At 42.6% G+C, this 15638-nt stretch carries 13 protein-coding genes; 6 read left to right on the top strand and 7 right to left on the bottom strand.

Going from position 1 to position 15638, the window contains the following annotated elements; all coding sequences use genetic code 11:
• Positions 1-2 precede the first annotated feature (2 nt).
• From G9G53_RS23640 to G9G53_RS23630, 3 genes are all read right to left on the bottom strand, one after another.
• The gene (locus G9G53_RS23640) at positions 3-521 is read right to left on the bottom strand and encodes a sigma-70 family RNA polymerase sigma factor (protein ID WP_029515305.1); all 519 of its coding nucleotides are present in this window, start codon (positions 519-521) and stop codon (positions 3-5) included.
• 914 nt (positions 522-1435) lie between these two features.
• Complete coding sequence (locus G9G53_RS23635; RefSeq protein ID WP_029515306.1) at positions 1436-2317, bottom strand: hypothetical protein; 882 nt, start codon at positions 2315-2317, stop codon at positions 1436-1438.
• Between the two features lie 623 nt (positions 2318-2940).
• Positions 2941-3435, bottom strand: coding sequence for a MerR family transcriptional regulator (locus tag G9G53_RS23630; RefSeq protein ID WP_029515307.1), 495 nt, complete (start codon positions 3433-3435; stop codon positions 2941-2943).
• A 175-nt stretch (positions 3436-3610) separates the two neighbouring features.
• Here G9G53_RS23630 and G9G53_RS23625 point away from each other — a divergent pair, with 175 nt between their 5' ends.
• A complete protein-coding gene (locus G9G53_RS23625; RefSeq protein ID WP_029515308.1) occupies positions 3611-4462 on the top strand; it encodes an aldo/keto reductase in 852 nt (283 codons plus the stop codon).
• A gap of 596 nt (positions 4463-5058) precedes the next feature.
• The gene (locus G9G53_RS23620; protein WP_203055939.1) at positions 5059-5343 is read left to right on the top strand and encodes a helix-turn-helix domain-containing protein; all 285 of its coding nucleotides are present in this window, start codon (positions 5059-5061) and stop codon (positions 5341-5343) included.
• Positions 5344-5713: 370 nt separating this feature from the next.
• On the opposite strand, the gene G9G53_RS23615 is transcribed toward G9G53_RS23620, so the two are convergent.
• The 3 genes from G9G53_RS23615 to G9G53_RS26620 form a co-directional block, all read right to left on the bottom strand.
• Complete coding sequence (locus tag G9G53_RS23615; protein WP_165150645.1) at positions 5714-6364, bottom strand: FMN-dependent NADH-azoreductase; 651 nt, start codon at positions 6362-6364, stop codon at positions 5714-5716.
• Positions 6365-6840: 476 nt separating this feature from the next.
• Positions 6841-8292 (bottom strand): tetratricopeptide repeat protein, encoded by a 1452-nt coding sequence (locus G9G53_RS26625; RefSeq protein ID WP_238437864.1) that lies wholly within the window; start codon positions 8290-8292, stop codon positions 6841-6843.
• A gap of 38 nt (positions 8293-8330) precedes the next feature.
• The gene (locus G9G53_RS26620) at positions 8331-8903 is read right to left on the bottom strand and encodes an ATP-binding protein (RefSeq protein WP_238437863.1); all 573 of its coding nucleotides are present in this window, start codon (positions 8901-8903) and stop codon (positions 8331-8333) included.
• Positions 8904-9169: 266 nt separating this feature from the next.
• Here G9G53_RS26620 and G9G53_RS23605 point away from each other — a divergent pair, with 266 nt between their 5' ends.
• The 4 genes from G9G53_RS23605 to G9G53_RS23590 all read left to right on the top strand — a co-directional run bounded on the left by G9G53_RS23605 (position 9170) and on the right by G9G53_RS23590 (position 13991).
• Positions 9170-9859, top strand: a complete 690-nt coding sequence (locus G9G53_RS23605; protein WP_165150643.1) for a metal-dependent hydrolase — start codon at positions 9170-9172, stop codon at positions 9857-9859.
• A gap of 183 nt (positions 9860-10042) precedes the next feature.
• Positions 10043-11659, top strand: coding sequence for a spore germination protein (locus G9G53_RS23600; protein WP_029515313.1), 1617 nt, complete (start codon positions 10043-10045; stop codon positions 11657-11659).
• Between the two features lie 9 nt (positions 11660-11668).
• A complete protein-coding gene (locus G9G53_RS23595) occupies positions 11669-12871 on the top strand; it encodes a Ger(x)C family spore germination protein (RefSeq protein ID WP_165150641.1) in 1203 nt (400 codons plus the stop codon).
• Positions 12872-12899: 28 nt separating this feature from the next.
• Positions 12900-13991: a GerAB/ArcD/ProY family transporter gene (locus G9G53_RS23590; RefSeq protein WP_165150639.1), complete on the top strand. Its 1092-nt coding sequence runs from the start codon at positions 12900-12902 to the stop codon at positions 13989-13991.
• A gap of 7 nt (positions 13992-13998) precedes the next feature.
• Here the strand turns inward: G9G53_RS23590 and G9G53_RS23585 are convergent, their stop codons facing one another.
• Positions 13999-15636, bottom strand: coding sequence for a glycoside hydrolase family 13 protein (locus tag G9G53_RS23585; protein ID WP_165150637.1), 1638 nt, complete (start codon positions 15634-15636; stop codon positions 13999-14001).
• Positions 15637-15638 lie beyond the last annotated feature (2 nt).

Here is a 15638-nt window from a genome sequence, read left to right as displayed (position 1 = left end):
GATTAGTCCTGCCTTGCTATAGCCTTGCTGGATGTGGCCTGCAGCTTGCGTGTCGCTCTTTGGAGCAGACTGCCTATTAGCGGCGACCTGACATTAAGCTCTTCCGCGATCTCCGCATAGCTGTAGCCGGAGTAGCGCAGAAGCAGCGCTTGGCGGTCTCGTTCGGGCAGTCTGTCCAGCCAAGCCTGAACCTCTTCCTGATCCAATCGACGCATCAGCGCCTCTTCGCCGGATTCAGAAGCGACTTCCCCTTCATACATTATCTCCTGCTTATTCTGCAGCTTTCTCTCTCTTGCTCTCTTCTCTAAATAATCGTATCCGATTCTTGTCAGTACCCGGTGTAGCCATGCCCCCAGGGTTGCCGGGTTGTCCGGCGGATTTCTGTACAGCCTCAGAAATACTTCCTGCGCCAGATCGTCGGCTGCTGCTTCATCTCGCACAAGCGCAGCCAGTTTTCTGCGTACGGTTGGATAATGCTCATAAAATATGTTGCGGAATGGTGAGGATTCCGGAATACTCATTTTATAATTGCCTCCTTTTAAGCTGCAGCTATTAGGAAGACGAACCTTCTTCCTTTTTTGTATCATGCTCGGGAGATTTTCTTCGAATTTTTTTAGGCTGCACTTAATTGGACAGTCCAATGACATCAGGATTAAGAAATTGTTAGACATTAGAAAACAACTTTATTGTACAAAGAACTATTGTATTTCAGCAAAACCTATGCTCGTCGCTCTAACGAAATTTGTGTATGTACGTCGTACCGACTACATCCATCATTGTATTAATGATTCATTAAACCGGTAAAAAAGCTTTCCATAGCCACCTTTTCGGGTGATTATAAAAAGCTAATCTGCTTTGGAGCGTCTATAACGATCGCTTAAAATTTCCCGGAAAACTGTTTGACAATGCCTTTTGTCAGGTCCGCTAGAACTAAATACTGAACGACACTTAACTTTTCATTATTTAGTATGCATGGGGTTAATTGATATTGAACCTATGACTGGAATAGGAATGGAGGGAATATTATCAGTAACGATTACTAGTCAGTGTTATCACGTTGAGCGCCCTCCATCGTTTTTATTGCAATGTAAAACGCCCAATGTAACCGATATATTTGAATTGACGGCCGAGACATTAAGTCTTTGTGCTGCTGAAATGGCTTTATGAGGGCACGAAGCACCCCCTGCCTCGACACGCCTCTCCTCAATGATAGTGTTCTGTGAATTGAGTGGATATCCTTCAGAAAAATCAGTAGATTTCTAGAAGATTGTTATGATTCTTTGGAACTATTCTACCAAATAAAAACCCCTTCTTTGTAGAAGGGGTTTCAAATATACGAACCTAGCTATTCATGCCATGATTATTAAGTTGTTGGAAGCTATTCATGCCGTGATTGTTAGGTTGGATCGTTGCTGCACCAGTAGGGATGATTACGTTACCTAACAGAAACAATACTACTGCCATCATACCTAATGCCTTTTTCATCTTTTAACACCCTTTCTAGGATAGTTTTGTTCAATACATTATATTCATTCAGCTGTTCTTTAGTTGCATGAACACTAAATGAAACAAATAATGCATTGATTTTTTTATATCCAGTATCATCCTTAAGTTTATCAGACATTCGCAATCCCTTGAGGGATATATTTAATGCATTGTAAATATTACCATTAGTAAAGTGGTAAAGGGACATAAGATATAAATGATCTATATAATAACGAATATTGGCTTCCGTTTCGTACTCTCCATCCAGAGCGTCCAAATTAGGCTCAAATTCTTTTAATGCCCAATCAACGTTACAGTTATGTTTTAAAGCTGACTCCAGTATCGTAATAATCCCCGGCAACAACTCTTCTTCCTCGGCATTGTGTATAAATTGCACATATTCAGGAAGCGTCTCCATATTACCTTCCAGCAAATTCAAAACATATGTATTGGCATTTGCAATCATCCTGAAATGTGCTACATCCTCCTTCCCCTCATCGTCCAATCCAGATATCCATCCCAATTCAGAGTACTTTTCAATACAATCCCTGGCTGCTGAGTAATCGCCCATCTTTTGCAATGCGATACCTTTCGCCACCATAGAATATCCAAAATAAAAAGCAACACTTCGTTTAAGTCTTTTAGTATCAATTCTCGGCTGCCCTTTTGCTTGTCTAAGTTGGTCTTCTTCATAGAATGCGTTGATTGAGTGGTGGAGTTTATCCGCAATATGTACCATAGCATCCCAACCATCTAGTGAAAACTCTGCTTGCAGCATTTCATACAAAAGGTTTATGTCACTTATTGATTCTAAAACTGCCGAGTTAAACATATAGCTGCCTCCTGATTACATTTTTAACCAATAGTATATTATAATTGGGCAATGGTCAATTACGTAGTTAAGTGAGCTATTCACAAGTTGAATCTTCTCTGAATTTTCGCATATGATGTGAGACACTGAATTGGCTTAGCCCAAGTATTTTTGCATACTGTGCCTGTTTAAGTCTTGGACGCAGTTCCATTAAATCTTTCAGTCTGCCCCTTGTTATTTCAGACTTACGTTTCTTTACATTCTAATCTCTGTAGTAGTCAATTCTACCGCTGGCGTGGGGTGCTGCCTCCTTTTAAATCATGTGTACATACGATGCATAGAAAGCTTTCCTGAAAGTGCGTTAGCTGATCGACTGATCCCGAAAAAAGGTAAATACATACATTGGGAAGATCAGTCCGAGAACTAAGTTACCCAGACGGTTCGACTCATGTTTGAAACAACGTTACCATTTTATGATCTTTTACGATGCGTTCAGTGCTGTTATTTGGTGTAAAAACAGAGGATTTGAACGAAGGCAATGGGTCCATTTGGCCTGCTGCCTTCTCGTTATGATTAAGTTATCGTCTCTCGTTAGTCCAATCTAGACTGTTCTGAATCTTGTTCATCCTAAGCCAACCAGAAATTTAAAACAGAGGATTTTCTTCGAGTGGTTGTGTCTCACGTAGATCTCTAGCCTTCCGAACAGAGGGCGAGTAAAAAACGTCACTATGCATATGCTGAATTTTATCCCAGTTGCCAGGATTGGTCGTGTCTGGAGAGCGGTGCTCCAGAATGGCCTGATATAGAGCCGTTTTTTGTTCCAAATGGGCAACGTGCTGTTTGGCTTCTTCGAGCTTAATGAGCGCCGCTTCCTTATGCTCCATCATGAGTGTGTAGCGTTGCGGAATGGTCGAATCCCCTTCGAGACAGAAATCGACGTACATTTTAATGACTTCAATCGGCATCCCGGATTGCTTGAGACATTTGACGCCATGCAACCAGTTGATCGATTCTTCGTCGAACATCCGAATGTTGTTTTGATTGCGCTGTACGCTTGGTACCAGGCCTTTATCCGTGTAAAAGCGTACAGCGTGCTCGGTGAGTCCCGTTATCTGGGCAGCTTCTTTGACTGTATGCATGTGGAATCCTCCTTGGAAAAATAAAAATTTTTGAAGATGGCTTGACTTCGTGTAACACGAAGGCGTTAGGCTTATTGTAATGCAAGTCGACCGTAAGCGGAAGCCCACTGAGGTGCCCGATTTCCGAGTTTTGCGGCCGTTTGCGTTTTACATTTGGACAATGGGAGGAAATACAATGCAAACCGTAACATTAAACAATGGTGTGAAAATGCCGATCATCGGCTTTGGTGTCTACCAAGTTCCAGATGCTGAAGAATGCGAGAACGCTGTATATGAAGCGCTGATGGCTGGTTACCGCCTGATCGACACCGCCTCCGGTTATTTGAATGAGGAAGCGGTCGGTCGTGCGATTAACCGCAGCGGCGTACCGCGTGAGCAGCTGTTCATCACGACCAAGCTCTGGGTTCAGGATGCCGGCTACGAGAGTACCAAGCACGCATTTGCCAAATCCTTGAAGAAGCTTCAACTCGACTATCTCGATCTGTACCTTATTCACCAGCCATTTGGCGATTACTACGGTGCATGGCGTGCGATGGAAGACCTGTACCGCGAAGGCAAGATTAGGGCGATCGGTGTCAGCAACTTCCTACCCGACCGCCTGATGGACCTCATCGTTCATAACGAAATCGTACCCGCCGTCAACCAGATCGAAACGCACCCGTTCTACCAGCAAACAGAGAGCGCAGCTTTTATGAAAGAGCACGGAGTTCAACACCAGTCGTGGGCCCCATTCGCTGAGGGACTTAACAACATGTTCAAAAACGAAGTGTTGCTCTCGATCGCAGAAAAATACAACAAGTCCGTCGCTCAGGTCGTATTGCGCTGGCTTGTTCAGCGTGAAGTCGTTGTAATTCCAAAATCGGTGAGAAAAGAGCGGATCGTCGAAAACTTTGACATTTTCGATTTTGAGTTGAGCGCGGATGATATCGAACAAATCTCGGCCCTCGATACGCGGGAAAGTCTTTTCTTATCGTATCGCGACCCGGAAGTCGCCAAGATGATGGGCAACTGGAGAATCGATCTGTAAACCTTGATCGAACCATAAACTTATCACTCGTTTATCCTCATCTATAAAGAAAGGGCAGAGCGGTTTAAAGTGAACCCTGTCCTTTCTTTACTTGAATTGACCCTTGGATTCGCTTTTCCGCTTTATAAGATGCCACCTTTCGCTTAATCATAATCCCCCCTATTAAAGCAATAATTCTAGTCTGTTTCTAATAGAAGATTTAGACTAATTTATTCAACAAGCATCTCTGTTAGCGCAATTCTCAGCTTGTGTTCGTAACTAGATATTTTCGGTTTTGTCAGTTGGAAGCTGGGACACACAAATATCTACGCGAAGTGCCGAGGATTCCAAGGGAATTTTCCAAGCTTGGTGCACGCTGTTTGAGTTTGGCTAAAATGTCATAGTACTGTCTAATTCCCGCATCCAGATTCCTGCGTGTCTCTGTGCAAATTGTTGGAAGGAGACAGGCGCCTTCCCAGTCACCCTCATTACAGTATCAGTACTTAGATCTTCCGCTCCTTCCTCGCGAATTTTACGGTCGAGTCCGGTCATGATCTCAGCATAATCCTTGCTTATCCCTGCTGCTAACCAGCTGCGGGTGAATTCATCATCTGATATTGATTAATCAAATTGAGAAAGGAAATGCGATGCCCTCTTTTGAGATCATTAGCAAGCTTGCGGAGCGATTAAATTGCTCTATTACTTTTCTCTTAGAAGAAGTGGCCTCGGAAACCGTTTCTCCTCCTCCCTCCATTCCTACTCAATTGGTAAGGGCGGAACAATATCTTGAAAGCAATTTGTTAAATGAGTTTCTAAACATAATAAAGAGTATAGAAATCACAGAGGAAGAAGCTGATTTAAAAGCCCAACTCAATAACAAAAGCAAGCGCACAAAAAAATGAGTGAATTGTATATTCTTATAGCTGAAGCTTATTATCACCAAAAAGATTTTGAGACCGCTTCGTATTACTACAGGCAAGACCTCCCTGCTCAATAACAAAAAACCTCAGGGCTTCTTCCAGATGGATAAGGTCCCTGGGGTTTAACCATTATATTTCCACTTATGGCTCATAGCGCTCCATAATGATGACCGCATTGTGGCCGCCAAAACAAAGGAATTGCCTTAAGTATCAAGGATTGTAATAATGCAACTTATTTGGGTAACGTACATCAGGTGTAACAACAATACATTCCCCCATCATGGTCAAAAAAGAGAAAGAAAAACCAGAAAAAAATCCTGGAATTTTTCCGCTTTTTCTTTAGGCTGTCACATCAAAACGCTTTGGCTGCCAATATGGCTTGCCGGATTGCTGATTCCTTTATGCTCTGCGCTTGGTCCGGCTGCTCACTGATACCTTCAACAAAGATAGCCTGCACATCGTCAATGCCCAGTAAATTCATGATAGCTTTTACATAACTATGGCTGTACTCTACATCTTTGAACTTCCCATGGGAGAGAACCGTGCCGGAAGCCTGAATGTGCATCACTTTTTTGTCCTGCTGCGTCCCAATCAAACCGGACAAACCCCGCAGCCCATTATCGGCTCGCTTAATAGTCTTTCCCGGAACTATAACCGCGTCAATGTACGCTTTCAGAACCGACGGGAAAGAATAATTCCATACCGGATTGACAATGACGATTTTATCCGCAGTCATGAATTGGTCCGCAATCTCGCGCATTCGCACCGCTTTGCCCTTCGATCCCTCGCTCAGTTCATCGAAAGAAAGACCACTTGGTGGCTGCCCCCAGCGTCTTAGAAGATCGGCGTCGATTTGCGGAAGATCCATGCGATACAGGTCCAAATGAATGACCTCATCTCCTGGATTGGCCTCCTGATAGATTTCGATAAACTGTTTGCCGACTGATAAGCTGTATGTACCGTCTTTTAAAGGATGCGCGGTTACGTACAATACAGTTGCCATGATAAATCCACTCCTATGTTATGATTAAAATAATTGAGGATACAATGCTATTAATAGCAATTCTAGCTATGCTGTTCGTGGATATGAAAGAGCTTCCCCTACTCCATGACTTCCACTGTCTGGTAAACATTCAGCAGTGGAACTTTTTCGAGTCCTATTGAAAATCCGCTGAATATTATCATTACTAACTCCTTTTTTAATGTAATCATTATAGTTACAGAAAAAAATGAATGTCAAGAGGGATCTTGAAATGCAGACACCAATTTTTTGACTTTTATTGGTCGTTCATAAACTGCATACCCCACAGGAAGACCGCTTTTCTCAAAGATGTAAAACAAAAAGAAACCGTCTTGGTAAATGGAAGTGCGACCCACCATTTACGAAAGGAACGGTTTCTTTGTACTATCACCTTGTTCGTGTTGTCAATGAGGCTGTCCATCGTTTGGACGATCAGATTTTCAGGGAGGCTTTCACACCTAAGTTTCTAAAGAATATGCGAGAATCTGGTCTTTCGTTAGACTCTTTCCTTTGTTCCAAATATCGCGCATTTCCTGTTCAATTAAAACATGTTGAAGATCAAGAAGCACTACATTATGCTCCACGGGAAAATTCGGAACGGCAGCACCTCCGAAGCTTTCGCGACATTTCTCAGCAGCACTCAGAAGGATGACCGCTTCTGGATAAGCCTTCTTTGCCCATAAAGCTATAGCCAACCCTTCTATTCCGCGAGAGAGAATCCATGTCCCTTTGTAAATTTGGCTGATCGCAATGCTTTTTTTGAAGCATTCAATGGATTGATCGGTCTGCCCAAGTTTCAAGGCAGCATAACCGAGGCTTTCGTACGGACCGGATACTTCCCATTTATCCTGAACCGATTCGAAGAAGTACACGCTCTCTTTTAGAAGCATGGATGCTTCATGATACTCCTTTTGTTCCAGTTTTAGCTTTCCGTAAGCATGCAACGAAGCCGCCAAATTCCACATGTCCTTCGTTTTCCTGGCAATATCAACGCTCTCCTTAACGAGAGGCTCGGCATCTTTCAAAAGTAGCTGGTTGATATAAATAAATGCCATGAGACGAAGAGAAGAGGCTAATTGTGCAGAATGATTCAGATCACGGGCCAGCTCAACGCTGCGTGCAGCTGAAACCGTGGCTTCTTCAACGTTTCCTTGAACCAATTGAATGACGCCCCGCCCATGCAATGCTTTGGAAAAGTCTCCACCAGGCAGTTCTTTATGAACGGTACTTTCCAGAAAACGGTTAAGCCAAAAAATCCCCTCCTTTAATCTGCCTTCATGAAGCCAGAACCAGTAAAGGTTTGAAACCATATGAAATCCGATTGAGTTGGTATGTGCATCATTCTGATAACACCATTGCATGGCTGAGCGCAGGTTTGCATATTCTTGTCTCACTTCATCAAGGCAGGCATCACGCTCTCGAGTCCTGAACTTGGCCTCGACACGATTCAAAATTTGGCTGTAATATTGAGCATGACATTCAAGAAGAACATGTCTGTTACGGCCGTCAGTTTCTTCCCGCATCTTCTCGCCAGCATATTCCTTAATGGCTTCCAGCATGAAATAACGGATGTAGCGGTAGTCATCACTGGTTTCGATTGAGACGAGTGACTTGTTGACCAGTCCGGATAACAGATCAAGCATATCTTCCCGAGCAAGTTTATCATCACGGATGGGCAATGCGGGTTCGCAGCTACAGATCCGCTCCACTGCCTCCAACGTAAACCCTCCCGAAAATACACTGAGCCTTCTCAGAAGCAGTTGCTCCTTGCCGGTTAGTAGATCGTAGCTCCAATCGATTGTAGATTTCAGCGTTTTTTGCCGAGGCACAGCATTTCGTTTTCCAGCAGTCAACAATGTCAGCAGACTCGCCAGACGTTCTTCCATCTGTTCTAATGTCAACATACTCATTCTGGAAGCCGCAAGCTCAATGGCTAACGGAATCCCTTCTAATTTTTTGCATATGGCACCTGCAAGTTTGCCAGTGTGGGTTGAAGCTTAGGAGCAACCAAAAGCGCACGTTCCATAAACAGTTGCACGGCTTCAAATTCCTTGATTTCTTCTTCGGAAAGCACCTCCAGCGAATACTCCTCACCTGGAAAGGATAACGGGGGAATCCGATAGACGTATTCCCCCGAAATGTTCAAGGCTTCTCGGCTCGTGACCATGATGCTTAGTGTTGGCGCAGCCATCAGGAGTGATTCAGCTAAAGCCGCGCATGCATCAATGATGTGTTCGCAGTTGTCGAAAATAAACATCATTCTTTTCTCGGAGATTACATCTAATATGGTTTGGAGATCAGTTCGATTCCCTTGATTTTGCAGTCCCATAGTGGATAACAGATACTGGCCCAAAAAATGATGATCCTTTACGGCGCCGAATTCGAACATCCAAATACCGTCCGGATACGTTTCAGCAAGCGTTGAAGCGACTCGAACAGCAAGTGATGTTTTCCCTATCCCTCCGGGTCCTACGATTGACACAAGGGAATGGAACTTCAGCTGTTCTTTCAGGTCAGCCATGGATTGGTTTCTTCCTATAAAGAGAGAATGAGGCTTCGGTAACTGACTTTGCCTTGCAAGTGAAACGGCTTGCGTGGCAACCCGACCTTCCTGCGCGGAACCTTCGAACGAAGCAACGGTTTCAAACCAAGTGACATCAAAATCCGGAAACTCCCGTTTTGTTGCAGAGCGCACTTCCGAAATTAGTCAATATCGTGGCAATGGTTTGTTACACACATTAATCTGAATAAACCCGGCACCGCCGATTTGACCAAGGGGGAAGAAAAATGAAAGTATCTTATCATGGACATTCCGTTGTAAAAATCGAAACCCATGGCACAATTATTCTTATTGATCCTTTTATTACAGGCAACTCCAACACCGATCTGGAAGCAACCGACGTGCAGGCTGATGTAATCCTTCTGACCCATGGCCACGGGGATCATGTTGGAGATACTGTGGAAATTGCAAAACGAAATGACGCGCTGGTAATCGCATCGGCAGAGCTAGCGGATGTTCTCAGTTGGCAAGGTGTACGAACCCACGCCATGAGCATTGGGGGAGCTTATCAATTCGAATTTGGAAAAGTGAAATTAACCCAGGCTTTTCATAGCTCAAGCCTCGTTAATCTGGAGACTAAAACAATCATCTATACGGGAATGCCTACAGGGATTCTGTTCACAGCAGAGGGCAGAACGATTTACCACGCAGGAGACACAGGTTTGTTCTACGATATGAAGGTGATTGGAGAACTCAGCAATATCGATTTGGCATTTCTGCCGATCGGAGACAACCATACTATGGGTCCAGAAGATGCTGCGCTGGCAACTGAATGGCTTCAAGCGAAACAAGTTGTGCCGATCCATTTCAATACGTTCCCTCATATCAAACAAGACCCTCACTACTTCGCCTCGCTTCTAAAGGAAGGGGTAGGGAAAGTGTTGGAACCGGGAGAAGGGCTCGAGTTGATTCCCTGACCTGCTAGTTGAATTTAGTTATTTCCAAAAAATCAAAAGCGGGCGCTCTCCTCTGTTGGACGGCGCCCGCTTTTGATTTTTTGGATTTTAATGGTTAACTTTGGAATCAACTGCTCTTAAGAAGTATATTTTAGGTCTTAGAGGATAAAATATGCTTTATCAATAAAGCAAGGGGGTTAACTTGTGTTGTTAGGTTGGTTTAGAAACGTTCTGAGACCTGAAAGAAGGCGTAGACAAGATAGTGAAAAGTCCAATCAGCAAACAACTGACCCCATTAATCCGTCATTGCCCCAAACTCTGTCTTTACTCAAATCGAAACTCGGACAAGGTCCTGATTTTATCATTCGTAATTTTTCCGAAAATCCTGCCCATGCCGGTCATCTCGCAGTATGTTATATCGAGGGATTAATTGATCAAAACTTACTTTCCGATTTAATGGAAGGTTTAATTACAGAAAAACTCTCTGAATCTTCCTCTAAGCTTGGTGAAAATAGCACGGTCTCTCTATTAAAGAAGACAATTCCAGCAGGAAATATTCAAATGATACATTCGCAAAATGAGGTATATCAAGCCATTCTCTCCGGGAATGCTGTCATTGTCATCAACGGAAACAACTATGCTTTGGCAGTTTCCATCGCAGGCGGAGTAAGACGGGCTATTCAGGAACCCAGTACTCAGACCGTAGTACGGGGTCCTAAAGAAGGATTTACAGAGGATGTCTCAACTAACATTACACTGATCAGAAGAAAATTGCGGACACCTGACCTTAAATTTGAAAGTCACGTTATTGGACGATATACACAAACTAAAGTCATATTAGCTTACATTGAAAATGTCGCTAATCCAGAAGTAATACGGGAAATTACAAAACGGCTTCAATCCATTGATACAGACAGCATACTTGAAAGTGGCTATATCGAAGAATTCATACAGGATGAACCACTTAGTCTCTTTCCCACCATGCTAAACTCAGAGCGTCCGGATACTGTCGCAGGTAGCCTTTTAGACGGACAAGTAGCTGTTCTGGTTGATGGGACGCCATTCGCTCTGATTGCACCTGTAACTTTCTTCAATTTCTTTCAAACGGCCGAAGACTACTACCAGAGATATGACATTTCAACTTTTTTAAGGGCTCTTCGTGTGGTATCTTTTCTAGTCTCATTGTTGCTTCCCTCTCTATTTATAGCCTTGACGACTTTCCAACAGGAAATGATCCCCACCACGCTGTTAATTACGCTGATGGCTCAACGGGAAGGAACTCCTTTTCCTGCATTAATTGAAGCATTAATGATGGAATTGATGTTTGAAGTGATTCGTGAAGCAGGTGTGCGAATGCCACGGGTCATCGGACCAGCCGTTTCCATTGTAGGAGCTCTGGTTATCGGGCAGGCAGCGGTGCAAGCCGGACTGGTCTCAGGTGCAATGGTTATCGTTGTTGCCTTCACTGCTATATCGAACTTTGTCATCCCGTATTTTGGTATGGCTTCAGCAGTCAGGTTGTTGCGTTTTGCACTTATGCTACTGGCGGGGGCTCTGGGCTTATTCGGTATTCTGATAGGAATTATCCCCCTTCTTGTTCATCTTGTATCTCTCAAATCATTCGGAGTTGATTATTTTGTGCCCTACAGCCCCACCTTTAAATCTAATATGAAGGACCTTATCATCAGAGCTCCGTGGTGGGCTATGAAAACCAGACCTAGCGAAAAATCAGGCCATAACCAGACAAGACAGGCAGCTCACCAATACCCTGCTAGTTCGGATGAAATCAAAAATAATGACAAGTCTGATACCCAAAAATAGGAGAGATCAATGGTGCGGCAATTAAGAGTTAGTTATGTTCTGTTTATTGCAGGGTTATTACTTACAGGGTGCGTAGATCGTACAGAATTGAACGAATTAGCCATCACAACAGCAACTGGAATTGATGGCCATAAGGGCGACTGGATCAATACCTATCAAATCATAATTCCATCAGCTATGACGACTGGATCAGGTGGTTCTTCCACCGGGGCATCGCAAAGCGCTGTACATACCTTTTCTACACATGGAAAAACATTGAGAGAAACCGTTACGAAGAGTAGCCTGGAATACCCGCGTAAACTATATTTTGCCCAAAATAATATACTCGTTATTGGAAAAAAAGCAGCAGAACAAGGCATTGAAGAGATTATTGATATTTACCTCCGCAACCTTGATTCACGAGAAACTGTAAAAGTATTCATTGCCAACGGAGAGGCTCGTGATTTTTTAAAAAAGCTTGTACCACCAGAGAAAATTCCTGGTCAAGCTTTAGAAAAGATTATAGAAAGAGATAGCAAATTAGGATCAATCTACCCCGCAATATCCATGTATGAATTTATTTCGAAAATTAGCTCCGATAGTGGCGCAGCCGGAGTTCCAGAAATATCTCTTGAGGGTTCAGAGCCGGAGAAACTAGACTCTGTTGATGTTTTCAAGGAAACCTCCGCCAAAAATAAACTCAAGTTATCGGGTTTAAGCATTTTTCAGAAAGACAAGAGAGTCGGCTTTCTAAATGAAAAGGAAAGTATGGGGGTTTCATGGTTAAACAACCAGATTAAAAACACTACTGTAAACTATGTAGATGGGAATGTTACGTCCGCTTTCCTCATCCGGAAAGCCAAGATTAAGGTTACGCCAATCAAGAATTTAAATCATTATTACCTAAACGTTGACGTTAAAGCTACCGGTGATCTTCTGTCAGCCTCTTCCCAAAGAGAAATGAAAAATATGCAAAGTACACATCAATTGCAGATGCAAGCAGCAGAAACGATCAAATTGCAAATTCAGGAAGGCTGGAAAGCCTTACAGCAAAAGAATATCGACCTTATCGGTATTGGAAATAAAATCCATCACAAGTATCCAAAAGACTGGAAAAAAATAAAAGAGACGTGGCCTGGAGAGTTAGCAAACATGGATATAAAAATAGATGTAAAAATGAAGCTTGCACGTCCAGGATTATTCGAAAAATCTTTTAACGAACTGTTGAAATAAGATAAACAGGGAGAGGTGAATTGAAGCCATGCGTCAAAATACAATCCGACTATCCGAGTTGATCATTTGTATGTCTTTATTTGAAGTTGGAAGTACAACTTTGTTTTTAATGGGGGCTGAAGCAAATCAAGATGCTTGGTTAGTCATGTTGATAGGAGCTTTAGCAGGACTACTTCTGCTAAAGCTCCATCTTGTTATTCACCATCAAGATCCTGAATTAGATTTGTTCATGTTGTTTCGCCGTTACACTGGGAAATATGTGGGCACACTCATCAATTTACTTTTTGTGCTGTATTTTACATATGAAGCTTCTCGGAACATACGCGATTTAGGCGAGGTGACAGTAATGACATTGCTCCGCCAAACCCCTTTGTGGATCATCATCTTGATCACAATCGTGGTTGTATCCAACACGGTTCGTTACGGCTACAAAGCATTTTTCTTATTTTGCTTGTTCCTTTTCCCTTTTTTTGTACTTGGATACGCCATAATTAGTATATTAATTCCGGCAACTGGTCTCTTTCACTTGGAAAATTCCCTTCCAGTTTTAGAGGAAGGATGGAAACCCATATTTAAAGCCGCTATTCCTGAGCTTATCTCCTTTCCATTCGGACAAACTGTGTTATTTCTTGTATTTTATCCGCTCGTACATAAAGGCCGGAATCTCACAAAACCCGTTTTCTTTGCCTATATAGTGACCGCACTTGCTCTAACATTTATTAATCAATTGGATATTTTTGTTCTCGGACCTAAGATCGCCGCTAATAGCACACTTCCACTTTTGGAAACCGTTCAGTTGATTGAATTAGCAGATCTGTTCGAACGAATGGATGCCCTTTTCACCTTGCTTCTTTTTCTTGGCTTGATCATCAAAATGTCTTTATTTTTTAACGGTGCAGTGATAGGACTTGAAAAAATAACTGGAGTCGGATTTAAAAAATGGATTCTTCCCCTTGCTGCACTTATTTATGGGCTTTCTTTTTTGTCGCCTAACTATACTCATCACATGGTAATCGGTCGGAAATTTGTTCTTAATTCCTGGTTTCCTATTTTTCAAATTCTCCTCCCTTTGTTACTATTTGTGGTTATTGTCATCAAAAAAAGAAATCTAAAAAGCTGAGACCTTTTCATTTATGGAGTGTATCGATAAGGTACATCCTCGCTTCATAAGGACGCATTTCTATTTCAGACATGTTATTTGGATAATTGGATATTAGCAACTGCTTAGTCTCTGCCAGCTCTTTCTGAAGTGGGAGATGGGTTGTGTATTTTTGAAAATTACATACTACAAGTAGTTTGGCTCCTTTCAGCGTTCGAGTGTAAGCGAACAAATCTTTATTCTCGGGATACATCAGCTCATAATCCCCATATATGATCACTTCATGATCTTTCCTTAATCGGATTAGTTTCCGATAATAATGGAATATGGATTCAGGGTTATTTAAACTTTCTTGTGCATGGATATCCTTATAATTCGGGTTTATTTTAATCCAAGGGTTCCCTAATGTAAAACCAGCGTTGTCGGAAGCGTCCCACTGCATTGGTGTTCGAGCGTTATCACGCCCCTTTGCAAAGACTGACTCCATAACTTTATCTTCAGGGTATCCTTTCTCAATTCTATCTTTGTAGAAATTTAGTAACTCAATATCCCGATAGTCTTCAATTGGATATTGAACATTCGTCATTCCTAATTCTTCCCCCTGATAAATGTATGGTGTGCCTCGCATGCCATGAAGAAGGGTTGCCAACATTTTAGCCGATTCTATCCTGTATTCTCCGTCATCTCCCCAACGAGAAACGATTCGGGGTAAGTCGTGATTATTCCAAAACAAACTGTTCCAGGCATCCCCCTTCAGCTCTGTCTGCCATTTAGACAACACTTTTTTTAATTCTAGAAAATCTAGAGGCTTAAGATCCCACTTCCCTTTCCCCGCTTGTTCGTCCAAACTAATATGTTCAAATTGAAATACCATTGAGAACTCACTGCCGTCCGGGTTGCTATACAATTTGGCGATCTCTGGCGTAGCGCCCCATGTTTCTCCAACCGTCAGCAGGTCTCCAGCTTTTTGAAACGTCTCCTTGCTGAGTTCCCTGATATACTTATGCAGATTCGGCCCGTTGCTGGTAATTTTCAAATCTGGCTCTTTTCCGATTAAGTCAATTACGTCAAGTCGAAAACCGCCTACACCCTTGCTTATCCACCAATTGATCATTTCGTAAATCTCTTGTCGGACTTTTGGGTTTTCCCAGTTGAGATCCGGCTGTTTTACAGAAAAAAGATGTAAATAATATTGTCCTATCTCGGGTACCCATTCCCATGCTGAACCACCAAAGATGGAACCCAAATCGTTTGGTGGCATTCCTTCAACGCCATCTCTCCAGACATAGTAGTCATGGTACGGATTTTCTTTACTTTTTTTTGCTTCTTGAAACCATGGATGCTCATCGGAAGTATGGTTTAACACCAAATCCATTATGATTCGAATGTCACGTTTCCCAGCCTCATGAATTAACATCCCCATATCATCCAAAGACCCGAACATCGGATCAATATCCCGATAGTCCAAAATATCATAACCAAAATCATCCTGAGGGGATTTACAAACTGGTGATAGCCAAATTGCACCGACACCGAGTTGCTGCAAATAGTCTAGACGGGAAACAATTCCTTTCAAATCGCCGATTCCATCACCATTACTATCTTGAAAACTCCGTGGATATATCTGGTATACAACGATTTCTTTCCACCAATTTTTATTTTCCATTG

Origin of the sequence: Paenibacillus sp. EKM206P (assembly GCF_011066155.1) — a bacterium.
Taxonomy (GTDB): domain Bacteria; phylum Bacillota; class Bacilli; order Paenibacillales; family Paenibacillaceae; genus Paenibacillus; species Paenibacillus polymyxa_D.
Note: the sequence above shows the minus strand (reverse complement) of the source record. Positions and strands in the feature narration are given on the sequence as shown.

Excerpts from the sequence above, each read along its gene's own strand:
- G9G53_RS23640 (WP_029515305.1), bottom strand. The coding sequence starts at position 521 with ATGAGTATTCCGGAATCCTCACCATTCCGCAACATATTTTATGAGCAT.
- G9G53_RS23635 (WP_029515306.1), bottom strand. The coding sequence starts at position 2,317 with ATGTTTAACTCGGCAGTTTTAGAATCAATAAGTGACATAAACCTTTTG.
- G9G53_RS23630 (WP_029515307.1), bottom strand. The coding sequence starts at position 3,435 with ATGCATACAGTCAAAGAAGCTGCCCAGATAACGGGACTCACCGAGCAC.
- G9G53_RS23625 (WP_029515308.1), top strand. The coding sequence starts at position 3,611 with ATGCAAACCGTAACATTAAACAATGGTGTGAAAATGCCGATCATCGGC.
- G9G53_RS23615 (WP_165150645.1), bottom strand. The coding sequence starts at position 6,364 with ATGGCAACTGTATTGTACGTAACCGCGCATCCTTTAAAAGACGGTACA.
- G9G53_RS26625 (WP_238437864.1), bottom strand. The coding sequence starts at position 8,292 with ATGAGTATGTTGACATTAGAACAGATGGAAGAACGTCTGGCGAGTCTG.
- G9G53_RS26620 (WP_238437863.1), bottom strand. The coding sequence starts at position 8,903 with ATGGCTGACCTGAAAGAACAGCTGAAGTTCCATTCCCTTGTGTCAATC.
- G9G53_RS23605 (WP_165150643.1), top strand. The coding sequence starts at position 9,170 with ATGAAAGTATCTTATCATGGACATTCCGTTGTAAAAATCGAAACCCAT.
- G9G53_RS23595 (WP_165150641.1), top strand. The coding sequence starts at position 11,669 with ATGGTGCGGCAATTAAGAGTTAGTTATGTTCTGTTTATTGCAGGGTTA.
- G9G53_RS23590 (WP_165150639.1), top strand. The coding sequence starts at position 12,900 with ATGCGTCAAAATACAATCCGACTATCCGAGTTGATCATTTGTATGTCT.
- G9G53_RS23585 (WP_165150637.1), bottom strand. The coding sequence starts at position 15,636 with ATGGAAAATAAAAATTGGTGGAAAGAAATCGTTGTATACCAGATATAT.